Source organism: Cupriavidus sp. 207A1 (assembly GCF_057798955.1).
The window spans coordinates 1-17,387 of the sequence record NZ_JBYOJO010000004.1 but is presented as its reverse complement, the minus strand read 5'-3'; the positions used below and the strand labels follow the sequence as shown (position 1 = coordinate 17,387).

General features: G+C 67.6%; 14 protein-coding genes. 7 read left to right on the top strand and 7 right to left on the bottom strand.

Annotated features, from left to right (window positions below; translation table 11 throughout):
- Positions 1–11: 11 nt before the first annotated feature.
- From AC3FMM_RS08235 to AC3FMM_RS08205, 7 genes are all read right to left on the bottom strand, one after another.
- Positions 12–965: a PDR/VanB family oxidoreductase gene (locus AC3FMM_RS08235; protein WP_473704821.1), complete on the bottom strand. Its 954-nt coding sequence runs from the start codon at positions 963–965 to the stop codon at positions 12–14.
- An 89-nt stretch (positions 966–1,054) separates the two neighbouring features.
- On the bottom strand, positions 1,055–2,713 hold the full coding sequence (locus AC3FMM_RS08230; RefSeq protein WP_488686418.1) for a trimethylamine N-oxide permease: 1,659 nt from the start codon (positions 2,711–2,713) through the stop codon (positions 1,055–1,057).
- A gap of 337 nt (positions 2,714–3,050) precedes the next feature.
- Entirely contained in the window at positions 3,051–3,362 is a 312-nt protein-coding gene (locus AC3FMM_RS08225) for a CBU_0592 family membrane protein (RefSeq protein ID WP_326346508.1), read from the bottom strand.
- Positions 3,363–3,408: 46 nt separating this feature from the next.
- Entirely contained in the window at positions 3,409–4,296 is an 888-nt protein-coding gene (locus AC3FMM_RS08220) for a TorF family putative porin (RefSeq protein ID WP_488686417.1), read from the bottom strand.
- A 176-nt stretch (positions 4,297–4,472) separates the two neighbouring features.
- Entirely contained in the window at positions 4,473–6,203 is a 1,731-nt protein-coding gene (betA, locus tag AC3FMM_RS08215) for a choline dehydrogenase (RefSeq protein ID WP_488686416.1), read from the bottom strand.
- A gap of 86 nt (positions 6,204–6,289) precedes the next feature.
- Positions 6,290–7,756 carry an aldehyde dehydrogenase family protein gene (locus AC3FMM_RS08210; RefSeq protein WP_326346511.1) on the bottom strand — a complete coding sequence of 489 codons (1,467 nt, stop codon included), beginning with the start codon at positions 7,754–7,756 and terminating at the stop codon, positions 6,290–6,292.
- A 28-nt stretch (positions 7,757–7,784) separates the two neighbouring features.
- Positions 7,785–8,906: an aromatic ring-hydroxylating oxygenase subunit alpha gene (locus AC3FMM_RS08205; RefSeq protein WP_326346512.1), complete on the bottom strand. Its 1,122-nt coding sequence runs from the start codon at positions 8,904–8,906 to the stop codon at positions 7,785–7,787.
- Between the two features lie 235 nt (positions 8,907–9,141).
- On the opposite strand from AC3FMM_RS08205, the gene AC3FMM_RS08200 reads away from it, so the two are divergent.
- The 7 genes from AC3FMM_RS08200 (at position 9,142) to AC3FMM_RS08170 (ending at position 17,260) form a co-directional block, all read left to right on the top strand.
- Entirely contained in the window at positions 9,142–10,158 is a 1,017-nt protein-coding gene (locus AC3FMM_RS08200) for a helix-turn-helix domain-containing protein (protein ID WP_488686415.1), read from the top strand.
- A 210-nt stretch (positions 10,159–10,368) separates the two neighbouring features.
- The gene (locus AC3FMM_RS08195) at positions 10,369–11,694 is read left to right on the top strand and encodes an MFS transporter (protein WP_115713767.1); all 1,326 of its coding nucleotides are present in this window, start codon (positions 10,369–10,371) and stop codon (positions 11,692–11,694) included.
- A 3-nt stretch (positions 11,695–11,697) separates the two neighbouring features.
- The gene (locus tag AC3FMM_RS08190) at positions 11,698–11,871 is read left to right on the top strand and encodes a hypothetical protein (RefSeq protein ID WP_172581849.1); all 174 of its coding nucleotides are present in this window, start codon (positions 11,698–11,700) and stop codon (positions 11,869–11,871) included.
- Entirely contained in the window at positions 11,868–13,223 is a 1,356-nt protein-coding gene (locus tag AC3FMM_RS08185) for an AtzE family amidohydrolase (protein WP_488686414.1), read from the top strand. The genes AC3FMM_RS08190 and AC3FMM_RS08185 overlap by 4 nt, the downstream gene beginning before the upstream one ends.
- A gap of 174 nt (positions 13,224–13,397) precedes the next feature.
- Entirely contained in the window at positions 13,398–14,387 is a 990-nt protein-coding gene (locus AC3FMM_RS08180; RefSeq protein ID WP_488686413.1) for a Bug family tripartite tricarboxylate transporter substrate binding protein, read from the top strand.
- 27 nt (positions 14,388–14,414) lie between these two features.
- On the top strand, positions 14,415–15,926 hold the full coding sequence (locus AC3FMM_RS08175) for an N-acyl-D-amino-acid deacylase family protein (protein WP_488686412.1): 1,512 nt from the start codon (positions 14,415–14,417) through the stop codon (positions 15,924–15,926).
- Complete coding sequence (locus AC3FMM_RS08170) at positions 15,923–17,260, top strand: aspartate aminotransferase family protein (RefSeq protein WP_488686411.1); 1,338 nt, start codon at positions 15,923–15,925, stop codon at positions 17,258–17,260. Before AC3FMM_RS08175 ends, AC3FMM_RS08170 begins: the two co-directional genes overlap by 4 nt.
- Positions 17,261–17,387: the final 127 nt, after the last annotated feature.

Below are 17,387 nucleotides of genomic sequence, written 5' to 3'. Positions count from 1 at the left end.
CTGCGGCTGGGTCACAGATCCAGCACCAGCCGCTGTCCCCTGCAGCGCGACACGCACAGCATCATCGTCTTCTGCGCCGCCTTCTCCGCATCGGACAAGTACTGGTCACGATGGTCCGCTTCGCCCTCCAGGATGGCGGTCTCGCAGGAGCCGCAGATGCCCTCGCGGCACATGCAGTCCACCTTGATCCCGGCCTTCTCGATCGCGCGCAGCAGCGATTCGTCGGCGCCCACCTGCAGCGTCAGCCCGCTCTTGTTCAGCACGGCCTCGAAGGCGCCGCCGGTGGCGTCCACTTCATTGCGGAACTGCTCGAAGTGAATGCGGCCGGCGTCCCAGCCGGCGGCGCGCGCGGCGTTGACCACGGCGTCGTTGAGCGGGGCCGGGCCGCACACGTAGACGTGGGTGTCGTCCGGCTGTGCGGCGATCAGCGCGGCGATGTCGAGCAGGGTGCCGCTGTCGCTTTCATACAGGCGCAGCTGGCCCGGCTGCAAGGTGGCGGGCAGGACGTCGAGGAAGGCGGCGGACTGGGCATTGCGGAAGCAGTAGTGCAGGTCGAAGTCGGCACCGCGCGCGGCCAGCGCCTGGATATGCGTCATGAATGGCGTGATGCCGATGCCGCCGGCGATCAGCAGGTGGCGGCCGGCGGCGTGGTCCAGGCTGAACAGGTTGCCGGGCGCGCCGATGCGCAGTTCGTCGCCTTCGCGCACCTGCTCGTGCATGAAGCGCGAGCCGCCGCGCGAGGCTTCTTCCAGCCGCACGGCGATCTGGTAGTGGCCGGGCTCGCCGAGCGTGCTGGTGAGCGAATAGGCGTTGCGCAGCCGGCCGCCGTCCATGTGGACGACGACGTGGCTGCCGCTGTCGAAGGCGGGCAGCGCGCCGCCGTCGCAGGGTTGCAGGGTGAAGCGCTTGATGCCGGCGGCCAGCGGCTCGACGCGGCCGACGCGTACGCGGAGCGTGTCAGTCATGGCGGTACCTCGGAATTCAGGGATTGCGGGAGACGCGGGAAATGCGGGAGGGAAGGCGGACCGGCATGGCGCCGGCCCGCCCGGGGCGATCAGGTAATGACCGTCAGCCTGCCGGCAATCCACACCACCAGTCCGCCGACGACCAGCGCCACATAGGGCAGCACGCCGGCGCGCGCGTTGGGCAGTTCCATGTCGCGGCGCATCGATTCGGGGAAGCGGCCCTTGTCCTGGATGTAATGGCGGTAGATAAAGACCGGCACGATCAGCAGCGCGGCGATCAGGCCGTTGCGCAGCGTGTGTTCGCCCTGGAAGTTGGCGCCGGCGCCGACGAAGGCCAGGTCGAAGAAGCCCAGGAACGCGCCCAGCGCCAGCAGCCAGTTCTTGCACTTGTACGGGCGCGGCCAGTCGGGGCGGTCCATGCGGTGGATCCAGCCCGACTGCAGGTTCAGGAACACGAAGATCATGTAGCAGACGTTGGAGATCGACAGCACTGCCATGTAGTTCGACATCAGCAGCAGGAACAGGTTGAACAGCAGGTCGGTCCACATCGCGCGCGTGGGCGAGCCGTGCTCGTTCACGTGCGAGAGGTAGCGCGGCAGCCAGCCGTCGACCGAGGCCTGGTACAGCGTGCGCGACGAACCCATCATCGAGGTCATCACGATCAGCAGGATCGCCAGCACCAGCATCACCACGATCACGTTGAACACCACCGCACCGCCGCCGACGAACCTGGCCATTGCCGCGCCCACGCCGGAGCCGTCGATGATGTCGGGCGCCAGCATGCCCTGCAGCCCGAGCGAGCCCTGGAAGGCGATCGGCACCGCGATGAACATGAACAGGCACAGCACGCCGGACCAGAAGATCGCCTTGAAGGTGTCCTTCTGCGGGTCCTTGAACTCGCGCGTATAGCACACCGCGGTCTCGAAGCCGAAGGTCGACCAGCACGCCAGGAACATCGCGCCCATCGCCGTGCTGATGCCGGCGGCGTTCCAGCCGCCCAGCACCGCGGCGCCGGAAGCGTCATGCGTCAGCGGCAGCAAGGGGAAGAAGCTGGTCGAAGGCATGTCGCCGGTGAACAGCGGCACCAGCGCGATCACCACCAACGGCGTCAGCGAGGCGATTCCCAGGATGCGCTGCGTGGTCGCGGCCGCGGAAGCGCCGCTGTGCTGCAGCTTGAAGGTGATCAGCAGGAACGCGGTGGCGAGCAGGAAGGTGGAATTCACCCGCAGCGTCAGGCCCTTGCTGACGAAGCCCAGGTCCACCAGCGTCAGCTGCCAGGTGTTGATGACGGAATCGGCCGGGAACAGCGCGCTCAGCATATAGCCGGCCGCCAGGCTGGTGCCTAGCGCGAGCATCGGCGACCACGCCACCCAGTTGCACCAGACCGAGACCGGGGCGACGAACTTGCTGTAGCGGACCCAGCCCATCGCGCCGTACACCGACGCGCCGCCCGACTTGTGCGGATACAGGCCCGAGATCTCGGCGTAGACGAAGCACTGGGCAAAGCCGACCAGGATGGCGAGGATCCAGATCACCCAGGCCGGGTTGCCAATGGTGGCGGACACGCCGCCGATGGTGAAGAGCACGCCCGCCGGCACGCCGCTGGTGACCCAGAAGGCGTCCTTCCAGGTCAGGCTGCGCTGCAGTTCGTGCGATGCGGTGGGTTGCTGGGTTTGCTGCTGGGGTTGCTGCGCGGGGGCGAGCGGCGCCTGCGCGCCGAGCGACAGCACGTCTTTCTGTGAATACACGATGTCTCCTTGCTTCCCGGGTCGCCGTGTTGCGGGAGCTAGGCTCCGTCACGGTCTGCCGTCTGCGGTCTGGGTGGGTACGTTGCGGTACTGCCTGCCGGGATTACGACGGTCGGGAATGTCTGGCGGGGATTCTGGGGGCGTTTCTCATGGTTGTCTCCTGTTGTCATCCCGGGTTGCCAGTTGCCCGATTCGCAGGGCGCCTGGCATCCCGGTCTGTTGATTTACCAAAAGTAAATTAGATTACCTATGGTGTTTTGATGAGTATAGGAAGGGCACGGCAGCAAGGCAACGGAAGTTTTGTATCGCGTTGCAGAGTGCCCGGCCGTCCCTTTTGCTACTGCTGCACCGGCTGTCCGGGGCGCGGAGCGCCCAGCGTTTCCACCATCGCGCGTCCGGCGCGTCCGGCCCGGCGATGGCGCCACCAGCCCAGCAATGTCAGGACCAGCCAGAAGCACTGGGTCAGGAACGACGCCAGGTTGAAGGCGCCGGCCAGCGAGATCAGGATGCAGCTCGGCCCGATCACGTTGAGGACGACGGCCAGCCGGCCGGTCGGGGATTTGTGCAGGACCTGCACGGCGAAGTGCGCGGTAACGTAGGCGGCAACGCCGACAAGACCGGTCGCGTCGGTAAGACCCAGGGAGGCCATGGTGGTGTGCTTCGTAAGGCAGTGGTACAGCGGTGGATAAGCGCCGTCAGAACGTCTTGGTCACCGAGACCAGGAACGTGCTTTTCAGCGGATTGGAAACGGACGGGTTGCCGGAGGAATCCAGCGCGCCGGTGGTGTATTTGTCGTAGACGTCGGTGCGGCCCCAGCCGCGGGTATAGGCGCCGGTCACGGTCCAGCCACCCTCGAAGGCCTTGGACAGCGCCACGCGCACGTCGCGGAAGTTGTAGGCGGCAAAGTTGCGCACGCGCTCCTGGCCGTAGTGCAGCAGCAGCGTGACACCGTGGCCCAGGTCGAAGGTGCCGTTGATGTCCAGGTAGCCGGAGCCGCGGCTGTGCAGGTTGTTGCCGGACAGCAGCGAGGCGCTGTTGTAGCCGAAGTAGTCGGGGGTATACGTCAGCCAGTACTTGACGTTGAACCACTTGTACGTCAGCGACGCGACCGCCTCGCCGTAGTTGTACTTGGTCTGCGCGTATTGCAGCTTCGCGCCCGGGTAGAGGTAGTAGTAGACCTGTCCGGCGTAGACAAAGTCGCCGACGCTGCCGGTATAGCCGGCATACAGGTCCCATTCGACCGTGCCGCCCTCGATGAACTTGTCGCTAATGCTCGACATCCAGGTGCCGGCGGAAAAGCCGCTGGGGTGGGCGTAGTCGATGCCGCCCTGCACGGCAGGTTTTCCCCAGGTCTGGCGAAAGCCCCGCGAGACGTACTGCGAGGCCAGCGTCATGTTGGCGCTCCATGGCGACGTCGCCGTGGCGGCTTCAGCCGGCGGCATGGTAGCGGTGACTTGCGGCACCGGCGCGACCGCCAGCGTGGTGTCGCCATCGGCCTGCGCCAGCGCGGGCAGCGCCTGGCACAGCAACAGGGGCAGGGCACCTTGCAGGGCCCGTCTTGCGGGAAAGCATTTGCGCAGCATGGAAGTTGTCTCCTCCTTGCAGCCGGTCTGGATTTGTTTATGGGTCGCCGGCTTTGGTGATGGGGAGGCGCGACGCGTCCGACCGGGCGCACGCTGCCCGCCGGGACGCTGGTCCCGGCAGCACAGGTGCCGCGGTCAGGTTTCGGGCGCAAGGCCCGCGCGCCGCGCCGCTGGGATCAGGCGGGCATTGGCAGGGGCATGCGCGTGGCAGGCGGCTGCGCGCGCTCCGCCACCGTCTGCATGCGCGCGGGCGCGGCCTTGTAGTAAGGCGCCGTCGAGCGCTGCAGTGGCGCGCGGCCGCGGATCACGTCGGCCAGCTTCTCGGCCATCATGATGGTGGGCGCGTTCAGGTTGCCGGTGACGATCTTCGGCATGATCGACGCATCGACCACGCGCAGGCCAGACAAGCCATGTACGCGGCCCTGGTGGTCGACCACCGCCATCGGGTCGGAGGCGTCGCCCATCTTGCAGGTGCAGGACGGGTGCAGCGCGGTCTCGGCATGGTCGCGCACGAAGGCGTCGATCTCGGCATCGCTCTGCACCATCATGCCGGGCTTGATCTCGCGGCCGCGGAACTGGTCCATCGCCTGCTGGCCGATGATCTCGCGCGTCAGCCGCACCGCGGCGCGAAACTCGCGCCAGTCCACCTCGTGCGCCATGTAGTTGAACAGCAGCCGCGGCTTGACGCGCGGGTCGCGGCTGGCCAGCTTGACGAAGCCGGTGCTGGGCGAGCGCATCGAGCCCACGTGGCACTGGAAGCCGTGCGACTTCACCGGGTTGCTGCCGTCGTAGTTCATTGCCAGCGGGATGAAGTGGTACTGCAGGTTGGGCCAGGCGAACTCGTCGCTGCTGCGGATAAAGCCGCCGGCCTCGAAGTGGTTGGAGGCCGCCGTGCCGGTGCCGCGCAGGTACCACTCGATGCCGATCGCCGGCTTGTTCCACCACTGCAGCGCCGGATACAGCGAGACCGGCCTGGTGCATTCGTACTGCAGGTACATCTCCAGGTGGTCTTGCAGGTTCTCGCCCACGCCCCTCAGGTCGGCTACCGTGTCGATGCCGAACGCGCGCAGTTCGTCGGCATTGCCAACGCCGGAGCGCAACAGCAGCTGCGGCGATGCGATCGCGCCGTTGCTGACGATCACCTCGCGGCGCGCGCGGGCTTCGCGCACGTGGTCGCCCTGCAGGTACGACACGCCGATGGCGCGCGGTCCGGCGAACAGGATGCGGTCGGCCAGCGCACGCGTATGCACGGTCAGGTTGGGACGTTCGCGGGCCTGGTCGAGGTAGGCCAGCGAGGTGCTGCAGCGGCGCCCGCCCGCGGTGGTGGTGCGGTCCATCGGGCCGAAGCCTTCCTGCCGGAAGCCGTTGAGGTCATCGGTGCGGCCGTAGCCTGCCTGCTCGCCGGCCCGGATAAAGGCGTCGAACAGCGGGCTGATGCCGGCCTTGGGCGTGGTCACCTGCAGCGGGCCGTTGCCGCCGTGGTAGTCGTTGGCACCCTTGTCGTAGGTCTCGGCCTTGCGGAAGTAGGGCAGGCAGTCGGCGTAGCTCCAGTCTTGCAGCGACGGGTTCTGCGCCCAGCCGTCGTAGTCCATCGCATTGCCGCGGATATAGCACATGCCATTGATCAGCGACGAGCCGCCCAGGCCCTTGCCGCGGCCCTGCGTCATGCGCCGGTTGTTCATATGCGGCTCGGGCTCGGTGACATAGGCCCAGTTGTAGGTGGTGCCCTGCAGCGGATACGCCAGCGCCGCCGGCATCTGCGTGCGCCAGTCCAGGCGCCAGTCGGGGCCGCCTGCCTCCAGCAGCAGCACCGAGACATCGGCATCCTCGGTCAGCCGCGCCGCCAGCACGCAGCCGGCCGAGCCCGCGCCGACGATGATGTAGTCGTATTCATGGATTGCCTGCATGGTGCAATCTCCTTGTTTGCGTGACGCCGTGCGTGGCAGCCCCGGGGGCGGTGCCACCGCGCACGCGATTGCGAAGTCAGCTGCGCTCAGGCGCCGAACCAGCCCATCGCCTTCGGGGCGAGGTTGATATAGCTGTGCTTGAGCTCGGTGTACTCGTCCAGGCCGATGCGGGCCAGCTCGCGGCCGATGCCGCTCGCCTTGTAGCCGCCCCACGGCGCTTCCGGGAAGTACGGGTGGTAGTCGTTGACCCACACCGTGCCGAAGCGCAGCGCGCGCGACATGCGGTTGGCCTTGTCCAGGTCGCGGGTCCAGACCGCGGCGGCCAGGCCATACGGCGTGTCGTTGGCGGCACGCAGCGCTTCTTCCTCTGAGCGGAAGCGCTCGGCGGTGATCACCGGCCCGAAAATCTCCTCCTTCGCAATCTTCATCTCTGCCGTCACGTCGGCCAGCAGCGTCGGTTCCAGCCAGTAGCCCTTCTTGAACACGTCGCCCGCCGGCCGCTTGCCGCCGTGGACCAGGCGCGCGCCCTCGGCGATGCCGGCCTGCACCATGCCGAGGATCTTCTCGTGTTGTTGCGCCGACTGCACCGGGCCCATCTGGGTTTCGCCATGGAAGCCGTTGCCGATCACGATGCGCGGCAGGCGTTCGGCCAGCCGGCCGATGAATGCATCATAGATGCTGTCCTCGACCATCAGGCGCGAGCCCGCGGAGCAGACCTGTCCGGCGTGGAAGAACGCGGCGTTGAGCGCGTAGTCGACCGCGGCATCCAGGTCGGCGTCGGCAAAGACGATGTTCGGGTTCTTGCCGCCCAGCTCCAGGCCGATGCGCTTGAAGTTGCCGGTGGCGGCCTTCATGATGCTCTCGCCGGCAAACGCGCCGCCGGTGAAGGACACCAGGTCCACGTCCACGCTTTCGGCCAGTTCCGCGCCCACCTCCGCGCCACCGGTCACCAGGTTGAACACGCCCGGCGGCAGGTCCAGCTCGGCCACCAGCTGCGTGAAGTGGTGCGTGGTCAGCGGCGTCAGGTTGCTCGGCTTGATCACCACGGTGTTGCCCGCGCCCAGCGCCGGCGCGATCTTCCACGCGGCCTGCAGCAGCGGGTAGTTCCACGGCGTGATCAGGCCGCACACGCCGACCGGCTCACGCAGCGTGCGGCTGATCACGTGGTGCGGCGCTTCGTTGACGGCGCCCGATTCCGATGCCACCAGCCCGGCAAAGTAGCGGAAGGTGGCCGCGATATCGCCCATGTCGGTGCGGCTTTCGGTCAGGGTCTTGCCGGTGTTGAGCGATTCGAGGTGGGCGAGCTTTTCGGCATCGCGGTCGATCAGTTCGGCAATCTTGTTCAGCAGCCTGGCGCGGTCGCGGATCGTGGTCTGGCGCCACGGGCCGTCAAAGGCGCGGCGCGCGGCCGCGATGGCCAGGCGCGCGTCGGCGCGGGTGGCTTCGGCGGCCTGGGCGATCACCGCTTCGTCGGCCGGGCTGACGATGGCGCGCGTGCCTTGGTCGATGGGCGACTGCCACTGGCCGTCGATATAGAGCTGGGTCTGGATCATTGCTGCGGTTCCGGTTGATCTGGTGGTTTCAGGCGGCCAGGGCGTCGAGCACCATCTGCTGGAAGTGCTGCACGCCGTGCTCGCCAATGGCCGAGGTCTTGTCGTCGGTGACCAGCAGCGGGCCCTGCCCGTTGCGGTAGCCGCGCGACTTCAGGCCGCGCTGCACCGATTCGACGATGCTCAGGTCTTCGGGCTTGAGCACGTTCTTGTAGTACTCGATCAGCTGTTCCTGCTCGGCCGTGGGCGTGCTGTCGCGGAAGTAGAACTCGAAGTGCTGGATGGTGGTGTCGGCATCCACCGGGAACATGTAGAAGACGCCGTAGTTGCCATCGCCCGGCAGCACGTTCAGCGTCACGTTGGGCCACAGCCAGTACGCGGCGAAGTCGGTGTTGGGGGCGTCGCTGTCATAGGTGAAGGCGTCGCTGCCCGAGCGGGTCTGCCCGACCTGGCTGGTGTAGAGGCCGCGCACTTCATGCTTGTAGGTCTCCATCCTGATCGACTCCACCAGCGCCGGGTGCGCGGTCTGGCAGTGCAGGCATTCCAGGTAGTTGTCGACTACAACCTTCCAGTTGGCCTTCATCTCGTAGGTGAGCTTGTGCGCCGGCACCAGCTTGTCGACATCGGGGCAGCGCGCGCGGATCTCGTCGTTGAGGCTGCCTGCCAGTTCGGCCAGCGGCTTCGCGTCCATGTCCAGGTTGACGAACACCAGGCCGCAGAACTCTTCCACGCGCACCGGCGTCAGCCCGGCGTTGTCCTTGCAGAAGCCCGGCACGTTTTCGGCGTTGCGCACGTGGATCAGCTTGCCGTCCAGGCCGAACGACCAGGCGTGATACGGGCAGGTGATCACGTTCTTCGCCTTGCCGGCGCCGTCGGCGAACAGTTCATGCGCACGGTGCGGGCAGACGTTGTAGAAGGCGCGCAGCACGCCGTCGCGGCCGCGCACCACGAAGATGTTCTCGCCCGCTACCTGGGCGGTGGCGTACTGGTTGTTCTCGGCCACCTGGCTCTTGTGCATCACGCACACCCAGCTGCGCGCGAAGATGGTCTTCTTTTCCTGCTCGAAGACCTCCTGCGACGTGTAGTAGTGGGCCGGCAGCGTGTAGGCGAGCGGCGGCGTGGTGCTGCAGACGGGGGCGGCGGTCTCTTGCATGGGGTGTCTCCTCGTTGGTCTCGGTGCCTTGTCGATTCACTATAAGTAAATTAAATCACCAATAGTAATGTGAGATGGAGTCTAGTGAGGTCAGGCCGGTTGTTGCAATTGAAAAAAGCGATGGTTTCGCTGATATAAATTGATGATGGCTATGAGTTCGCGCAAATAACGGGGGATGGTGTAAGGTTCGAGTTACTCAATTCACCATCGGTTGAAAAAAAGCGGAGGAGCGCCCATGACCGAAGACACTTTTGCCACGCGCCTGAAGGGGGTGCTGGAAGGCAAAAGGATCATGCTCAAGCAGGTGGCGGAGGCGTTGTCGGTATCGCCGTCGGCCGTGCACAAGTGGACGCGCGGCGGCGAGATCGAATACGAGCGCCTGCTCGCGCTGGCCCGCTACCTGGGCGTCAACTGGCTGTGGCTGCGCTACGGCGAGCAGGCCGTTGCCGACCTCGAGGCCAGCACCGCGTCCGACCCGCACATCAAGGAACTGCGCCAGAAGCACCTCGCCGAGATCATGGAAAGCGAGGCGCGGATGAAGTTTGCGCAGGAGGTCTCGGGCATCGTCACCTGGGAATGGAACGTGCTGACCGATGGCCTGACCTATTCGTCCAACGATGTCTCGCTGTTCGGCCGCCATATCCGCAACATGGATGACTTCTGGGCCTGCGTGCATCCCGGCGACGTGGCGCGGCTGAAGGAAGTGCTGACCCGCACGCTGGGTGCGCAGGAGATGCACGAGTGGGAATTCCGCGTGGTGCATGAGGACAACACGCGCTGGATTTCGTCGCGGGCCACGCTGGTGCGCGATTTCGACCAGCGCCCGGTCAAGATGATCGGCGTCAGCCTTGACATTACCGAGCGTCGCCGCGCCGAGGCCGCGCTGCGCCAGAGCGAGGCGCTGCTGGCCAAGGCGCAGCAGATTGCGCACCTGGGCGGCTGGTACTGGAACATCCAGACCGACGACTGCGCCTGGACCGACGAGGCCTACCGCATCTTCGGCTGGGCCCCGCAGGCGTTCAAGGTGACCATGGAGCGCTACCTGGCATCGATCGTCGAGGCCGACCGCCCGCGCGTGCAGGCCGCGATCCGCGCCGCCATCGTCGACAAGGCGCCGTATCGGGTCGACTACCGGATCCAGCTGCCGGACGGCAGCCTGCGCGACATCCATGAAGAAGGCGAGGTCACGCTGGACGAGCACGGCAACGCGCTGACCATGGTGGGGGCGTCGCAGGACGTTACGCCCGGATAGGGCTTGTAGCAGGCTGGCCGGGCAGCGGCCGGGTCATTGAAGGGCGGCATTGCCGCCCTTTTTGTTTGGGCGGGAGGTTTCCGTCACCTGGTTCCGCGAATATCGTTTGTTTCAGTGTAAACCATGCTGGAACGTTTGTTTCATGACCGGCTATGATGGCAGCTCCTGGCGCCGGCCCCCGCGCGCCTGTCCACGGAGGAGAAAACCATCATGTCCCTGGCCAAGCCAGCCATGCCCCAGGCGCCCGCCCACGCCGGCGCGCTGCCGGACGCCGCCGACACGGCGTTCGCCAAGGTCACGCGCCGCATCGTGCCGTTTATCGTGCTGTGCTACTTCTTCAGCTACCTCGACCGGGTCAACGTCGGTTTTGCCAAGCTGCAGATGCAGCAGGCGCTGGGGCTCAGCGACGTGGTCTACGGCCTTGGCGCCGGCATCTTTTTCTGGGGCTACATGCTGTGCCAGGTGCCGTGCAGCCTGCTGATCTACCGCTTCGGCATGCGCCGTTGCATGGCGGCCATCATGATCCTGTGGGGGCTGGTATCGGCCGCCACCATGTTCGTGACCACGCCAGTGGAGTTCTACGCGGCGCGCTTCCTGCTGGGCGTGACCGAGGCCGGCTTCTTCCCGGCGGCGGTGATGTACCTGAACAAGTGGTACCCGGCCGACCGCCAGTCGCGCATCATGTCGATCCTGTTCCTGGCAATGCCGCTGGGCATGGTGCTGGGCGGGCCGATATCGGGCGCGCTGATGTCGGCCACGCATGACCTGCACGGGCTCGACGGCTGGCAATGGATGTTCCTGATCGAGGCGCTGCCAGCCATCCTGCTGGGCCTGCTGCTGTTGCGCATGCTGCCGGAAGCGCCGGAGGCCGCGCCCTGGCTCACGCCGGCCGAAGCCGCCACCATCACCCGCACCCTCAGCACCGAGAACGCGAAGAAGAACACCCGCTTCAGCGCCGCGCTGAAGTCGCCGATCCTGTGGATGCTGATGGCGATCTGCCTGCTCTTCAATATCGGCAACTACGGACTGGTGTTCTGGCTGCCGACCATCATCCAGTCGACGGGGATGTCGTCGCCGCTGGAGATTGCCATGCTGACCGCGATCCCATATGCCGTGGCCTGCGTGGTAATGAACGTCAACGCGGCGCACGCCGAGCGCACCGGCGAGCGCCGCCTGCACGCCGCGCTGCCGCTGCTGGTGGCGGCGGCGGGCATGTGGGCCAGCACGCTGTTCCCGCACAACACGGTGGTGGCGATGGTGTTCCTGACCATCGGCATTTCCGGGCTGATGGCGACCCTGTCGATGTTCTGGGGCCTGCCGGGCCGCGTGCTGGCCGGCACCGCCGCGGCCGGAGGAATCGCCATGATCAACAGCGCCGCCAGCCTGGCGGGCCTGATCGGCCCGGTGCTGATGGGCGGGATCAAGCAGAGCACGGGCAGCATCTCGCTGGGCGTGCTGGCGCTGGCCGGGCTGATGCTGGCCGCGGCGGTGCTGATCCTGGCGATCCCGCGCCAGCTGATGCAATCGCGGAGCTGAACCATGATGCAAGCATGTGGCGATGATCCCGCCCGCCTGGTAGCGCAAGCCACGGCACCTCTGCAATTACCGGTTGCGCCGCAGGATTGCGAGCAGGCCGCCGCGCTGCTGGCCGGCATGGCAACGATGGTGGCACGCCTGCGCGAGGCGCTGGCGCAAGAGGGAGGGGCAGCATGACCGCTGACTCCCTGGCCGCTGCCGCCATGGCGGCGCAAGTGCGCAGCGGCGCGCGCCCTGCCGTCGAGCTGGTGCGCGACGCCTTGCAGCGCGCCGCAGCCGCGGCGCCGCTCAATGCCTGCTCGGCGCTGCTGGCGCACGGGGCGCTGGCGCAGGCGGCGGCGCTGGACCGCCGGCGCGCCCACGGCCTGCCGGTGCCAGCGCTTGCCGGCGTACCCTTCGTGGTGAAGAACCTGCTCGACGTGCGCGGCCACGCCACGCTGGCCGGCGCCGCGCCGCGCGCGCAGCAGCCGCCGGTGACGCGCGATGCCGATGCGGTCGAGGCGCTGGTGGCCGCGGGCGCGGTGCCGGTCGCGCTGGCGGCGATGGACGAATACGCATGCGGCGCCACCGGCGAGAACGTGATCGGCGGCCCGGTGCGCAACCCGCTCGACCCGGCGCGCATCACCGGCGGTTCGTCGGCGGGCACCGCGGCGCTGGTGGCGGCCGGCGTGGTGCCGTTCGGGCTGGGCTCGGACACCAATGGCTCGATCCGCGCGCCGGCCGCGTTCTGCGGCATCTGGGGACTGCGTCCGACCACGGGCCGGCTATCGCTGCGGGGATGCGTGCCGTATGCGCAGAGCCTGGATACGGTGGGACCGATGGCAGGGAATGCCGGCGACCTCGCGTTGGCCTATGCGGCCATGCTTGGCATGGATGCGCCCGAGGACAAGCAAGGCAGGGGTGTCGCGGCGTTGCGCGTCGGCGTGCTCGGCCAGGGCTTTGCCGATTTCGCCGAGCCTTCGGTGCAGGCGGCCGTGCTGCGCGTGGCATCGGCCTTCGGCGCGGTGCGCACCATCGACCTGCCCGACGCGGATGCCGCGCGCGATGCGGCGTCGGTGATCTCCGCCTATGAAGTCGGACGCAACCACCTGGCCATGGATTTCTCCGTGCGCCATGGCAGCTACAGCGCCTTCGTGCGCCAGCGCATCCTCGCCGGGCTGGCCATGCCGCGGGACTGGTATGACGTCGCGTGCCAGTACCAGTCGGCGTGGCGGCAGCGGCTGCTGGCGCTGTTCGATGAGGTCGACTTGCTGCTGGCGCCCTCGACTCCCTATGCGGCAACGCCGATCGGCGCCGAGACCGTCGAAGTTGCCGGCCGCGTCTACCGGCCGCGCGCCGATGCCGGCCACATGACGCGGCCGTTGTCGCTGGCGGGCCTGCCGGTGGTGGCCGCACCTTGTGCCGGCCCGGGCTTGCCCGCCGGCGTGCAGATCGTGGCACCGCCGTGGCGGGAAAGCCTGGCGCTGACGGCGGGGCGCTTTCTCGAGGTGGAGGGCCTGTGCCGCAGGGCGGTTCCCCGATCTATGTAACGAGTGTTTCATTAAGGAATTGGCGTTACAGAAAGGCTGGTTGCCGCGAATTTCCATTCTAATTGTTTCGTATGAATCATCTCGGGAAACAACTGTTGCATTGGCTGCGGAAGTGCCCCTATACTGCAAGCGCCTTGACCGGCGCCAACCCCAGGGACTGAACGGGATATCGAGATGCAAGAGCAAAGGCAGCAGCAAAAGCGAAGGTCGCTGGCCACCCTGCTGTGGCTGGGCGCCGCCCTCCTGGCCGGCCCGGCGGCGGCCGATACCTATCCGGCGCGACCGATCCGCCTGGTGGTGCCGTCGGCAGCCGGCGGCAGCCCTGACGTGCTGATGCGCGCGCTGGGCGCCGAGGCCGGCAAGTCGCTGGGCCAGTCCTTCGTGATCGACAACAAGCCCGGCGCCTCCGGCGTGATCGGCATCTCCGAGCTCGAGCGCGCCGCGCCCGACGGCTATACGCTCGGCTACGCCAACAACGTCACGCTGTCGATCAACAAGAGCACCTTCCGCAAGCTGCCGTACCGGCCCGACGCCTTGGTGCCGGTGGTGCTGCTGTTCAAGGTGCCGAACGTGATCGCGGTCCGTCCCGACATGCCGGTGAAGACGTTTGCCGAGCTGGTGGCGCACATCAAGGCCAACCCGGACAAGGTCACCTACGCCTCGCCCGGACAAGGCACGTCCGGCCACCTCACCGGGCAGCTGCTGGCCGACAAGGCGGGCCTTGCCTGGACCCATGTCGGCTACAAGGGCAGTCCGCAGGCCGCAACCGATGTGGTGGGCGGCCAGGTCAACGTGCTGATCGACAACATGCCCACCATCCTGCCGCTGATCAAGGCCGGCAAACTCAAGCCGCTTGCCGTGACCAGCCTGGCACGCTCGCCGCTGCTGCCGGCGCTGCCGACCATCGCGGAATCCGGCGTGCCGGGTTTCGAGGGCGTGGCGTGGGGCGGCCTGGTGGCGCCGCAGGGCACCGCCGCCGACGTGGTGGCCAGGCTCAACGGCGCCTTCAACCGCGCGCTGGCGGAGCCGGCCATGCGCGAGAAATTCGCCGCGCTGGGCGCCGAGCCGGTCGGCGGCACGCCGCAGGCGCTGGCCGGCTATGCCGCACGCGAAACCGACAAATGGGCGGCGGTGGTCAGGCAGGCCGGCATCGCGCCGCAGTAAGGCCCGTCGACGAGACAAGGACTGACAATGGCATCGCAATCCCCGGCGCCCCAACGCGCCGACCTGCTCTTTCGCAACGCCACGGTGGTGGACGGCACGGGCGCGGCGCGCCGCAGCGCCGATGTCGCGGTCAGCGGTGACCGCATCGTTGCCGTAGGCGACTGCGCCGGCATCGCCGCGGACCACACCGTCGACGCCGGCGGCCGCGTGCTGGCGCCGGGCTTTATCGACGCGCATACGCACGACGACGGCTACCTGCTGGTGCACCGGGACATGACGCCCAAGGTGTCGCAGGGCATCACCACGGTGGTGACCGGCAACTGCGGCATCAGCGTGGCGCCGCTGCTCAGCGGCGCGCCGCCGCAGCCGCTGGACCTGCTGGGCCCGCCCGCGCTGTTCCGCTTCGATACCTTCGCGCAGTGGCTCGACGCGCTGCGCGCGGCGCCGGCCAACGTCAACGTGGTGCCGCTGCTGGGGCACTCCACGCTGCGCGTGCGTGCCATGCCTGAGCTGGACCGCCCCGCCAATGACGCGGAGATAGCCGCGATGCGCGAGGAGGTCAGGCTGGCGATGGAGGCGGGCGCCTTCGGGGTGTCCACCGGCACCTTCTATCCGCCGGCTGCCGCCGCCACTGAAGCGGAAATCATTGCCGTGTGCGAGCCGGTCCGCACCCATCGCGGTCTCTATTCCACCCACCTGCGCGACGAGACCGACGCCATCGTGCCGTCGATCGAGGAGGCGCTGCGCATCGGCCGCGCGCTGGACTGCCCGGTGGTGTTCTCGCACCACAAGGTGGCGGGCAAGCGCAACCATGGCCGCTCGGCCGAAACGCTGGGACTGCTGGCCGAGGCCGCGCGCCTGCAGCCGTTGTGCCTGGACTGCCATCCTTATCCCGCGACCTCGACCATGCTGCGGCTGGACCGCGTGCGCCAGTCCACGCGCACGCTGATCACGTGGTCCACCGGCTATCCCGCGGCGGGCGGCCGCGATTTCCATGAGCTGATGCAGGAACTGGGGCTGGACGAGGAAGCGCTGCTCGCCCGCCTGCGTCCCGCGGCGGCGATCTACTTCATCATGGACGAACGCGACGTCGCGCGCATCGCGCAGTTCCCGCTGACCATGTTCGGCTCCGACGGCCTGCCGTTCGATCCGCGCCCGCATCCGCGCCAGTGGGGCACCTTCCCGCGCATCCTCGCGCGCATGGTGCGCGAAGAGCAGCTGCTGACGCTCGAAGCCGCGATCCACAAGATGTCCGGGCTGGCCGCGCAGCAATACGGCCTGCAAAACCGGGGGCGCATCGCGCCGGGCGCGTTTGCCGACCTGGTGCTGTTCGATGCGCAGCGCGTGCAGGACCGCGCCACCTTTGAAGACCCGCTGCAGCTCAGCACCGGCATCGACGGCGTCTGGGTCAACGGCGCACAGGTCTGGCAACAAGGCGCGCAGGCCGGGGATGCCGCCGGCAGCGCGCGGCCGGCATTTTCCGGCCGCGTGCTGCGCCGCCTTGCCACCGAACACACTGCCATCACCACACCATCATGACCCACGTATTCCATCGCAATCCGCGCCAGCAACTGCCCGTTGCCGTGGCCGGGCAGGGCATCGAACTGATCGACAGCACCGGCCGGCGCTACCTGGACGCCTCCGGCGGCGCCGCCGTGTCGTGCCTGGGGCACGGCCATCCGCGCGTGATCGAGGCGATCAAGGCGCAGCTCGACACCATCGCCTATGCGCACACCTCGTTCTTCACCACCGAGGTATCGGAGACGCTGGCCGATACCCTGGCGCGGGCCGCGCCGGGCGATCTCGATCATGTCTATTTCGTCTCGGGTGGCTCGGAGGCAGTGGAATCGGCGCTGAAGCTGGCGCGCCAGTACTTTGTCGAGGTCGGGCAGCCCGCGCGGCGCCACTTCATCGCGCGCCGCCAGAGCTATCACGGCAATACGCTCGGTGCGCTTGCGATCGGGGGCAACGCGTGGCGGCGCGAGCCGTTCCTGCCGCTGCTGGTGCCGGCCCACCACGTGTCGCCTTGCTATGCCTACCGCGAGCGGCAGGCGGGCGAGACCGATGCGCAATACGCGCAGCGGCTGGCCGACGAACTGGAAGCGAAAATCCAGGACCTCGGTCCCGAAACCGTCGCCGCATTCGTCGCCGAAACCGTGGTCGGCGCCACCGCCGGCGCGGTACCGCCGGTGGGTGACTACCTGAAGCGCATCCGCGCGGTGTGCGACAAGTACGGCGTGCTGCTGATCCTGGATGAGGTGATGTCAGGCATGGGCCGCACCGGCTACCTGTTCGCCTGCGAAGAGGACGGCGTGGTGCCTGATATCGTCACCATCGCCAAGGGGCTGGGCGCCGGCTACCAGCCCATCGGCGCGATGCTGTCGACGCGCCGGATCTACGACGCCATCGTCGGCGGCAGCGGCTTCTTCCAGCACGGCCACACTTATATCGGGCACGCCACGGCTTGCGCCGCGGCCCTGGCGGTGCAGCGGACCATTGCCGAAGACAAGCTGCTGGCCAACGTGCTGGCCCGCGGCGAGCAACTGCGCCAGCGGCTGCGTGAGGCACTTGGCGACCACCCCAACCTGGGCGATGTGCGCGGTCGCGGCCTGTTCGTCGGCGTGGAATTCGTCTCCGACCGCGACAGCAAGGCCACGCTCGATCCCGCGCTGAAGACGCACGCGCGGCTGAAATCCGCGGCAATGCAGAACGGGCTGCTGGTTTATCCGATGGGCGGCACCGTCGACGGTGTGCAGGGCGACCACGTGCTGTTCGCACCGCCGTTTATTTGCACGCCGCGGGATATCGACAATATCGTCGACCGCTTTGCCGTGGCGGTGCAGGCGGTGCTGCCAGCGAGCGTTACCGCTTGATTTACTGAAAGGGACCAGTTTGAAGGTGGTTTGCTCCCCTCTCCCGCTTGCGGGAGAGGGGCAGGGGGTGAGGGCAGGCGGTGGCATACCGCAGGCCTGACTTCGTAGAGACTCCCGCCCCCACCCC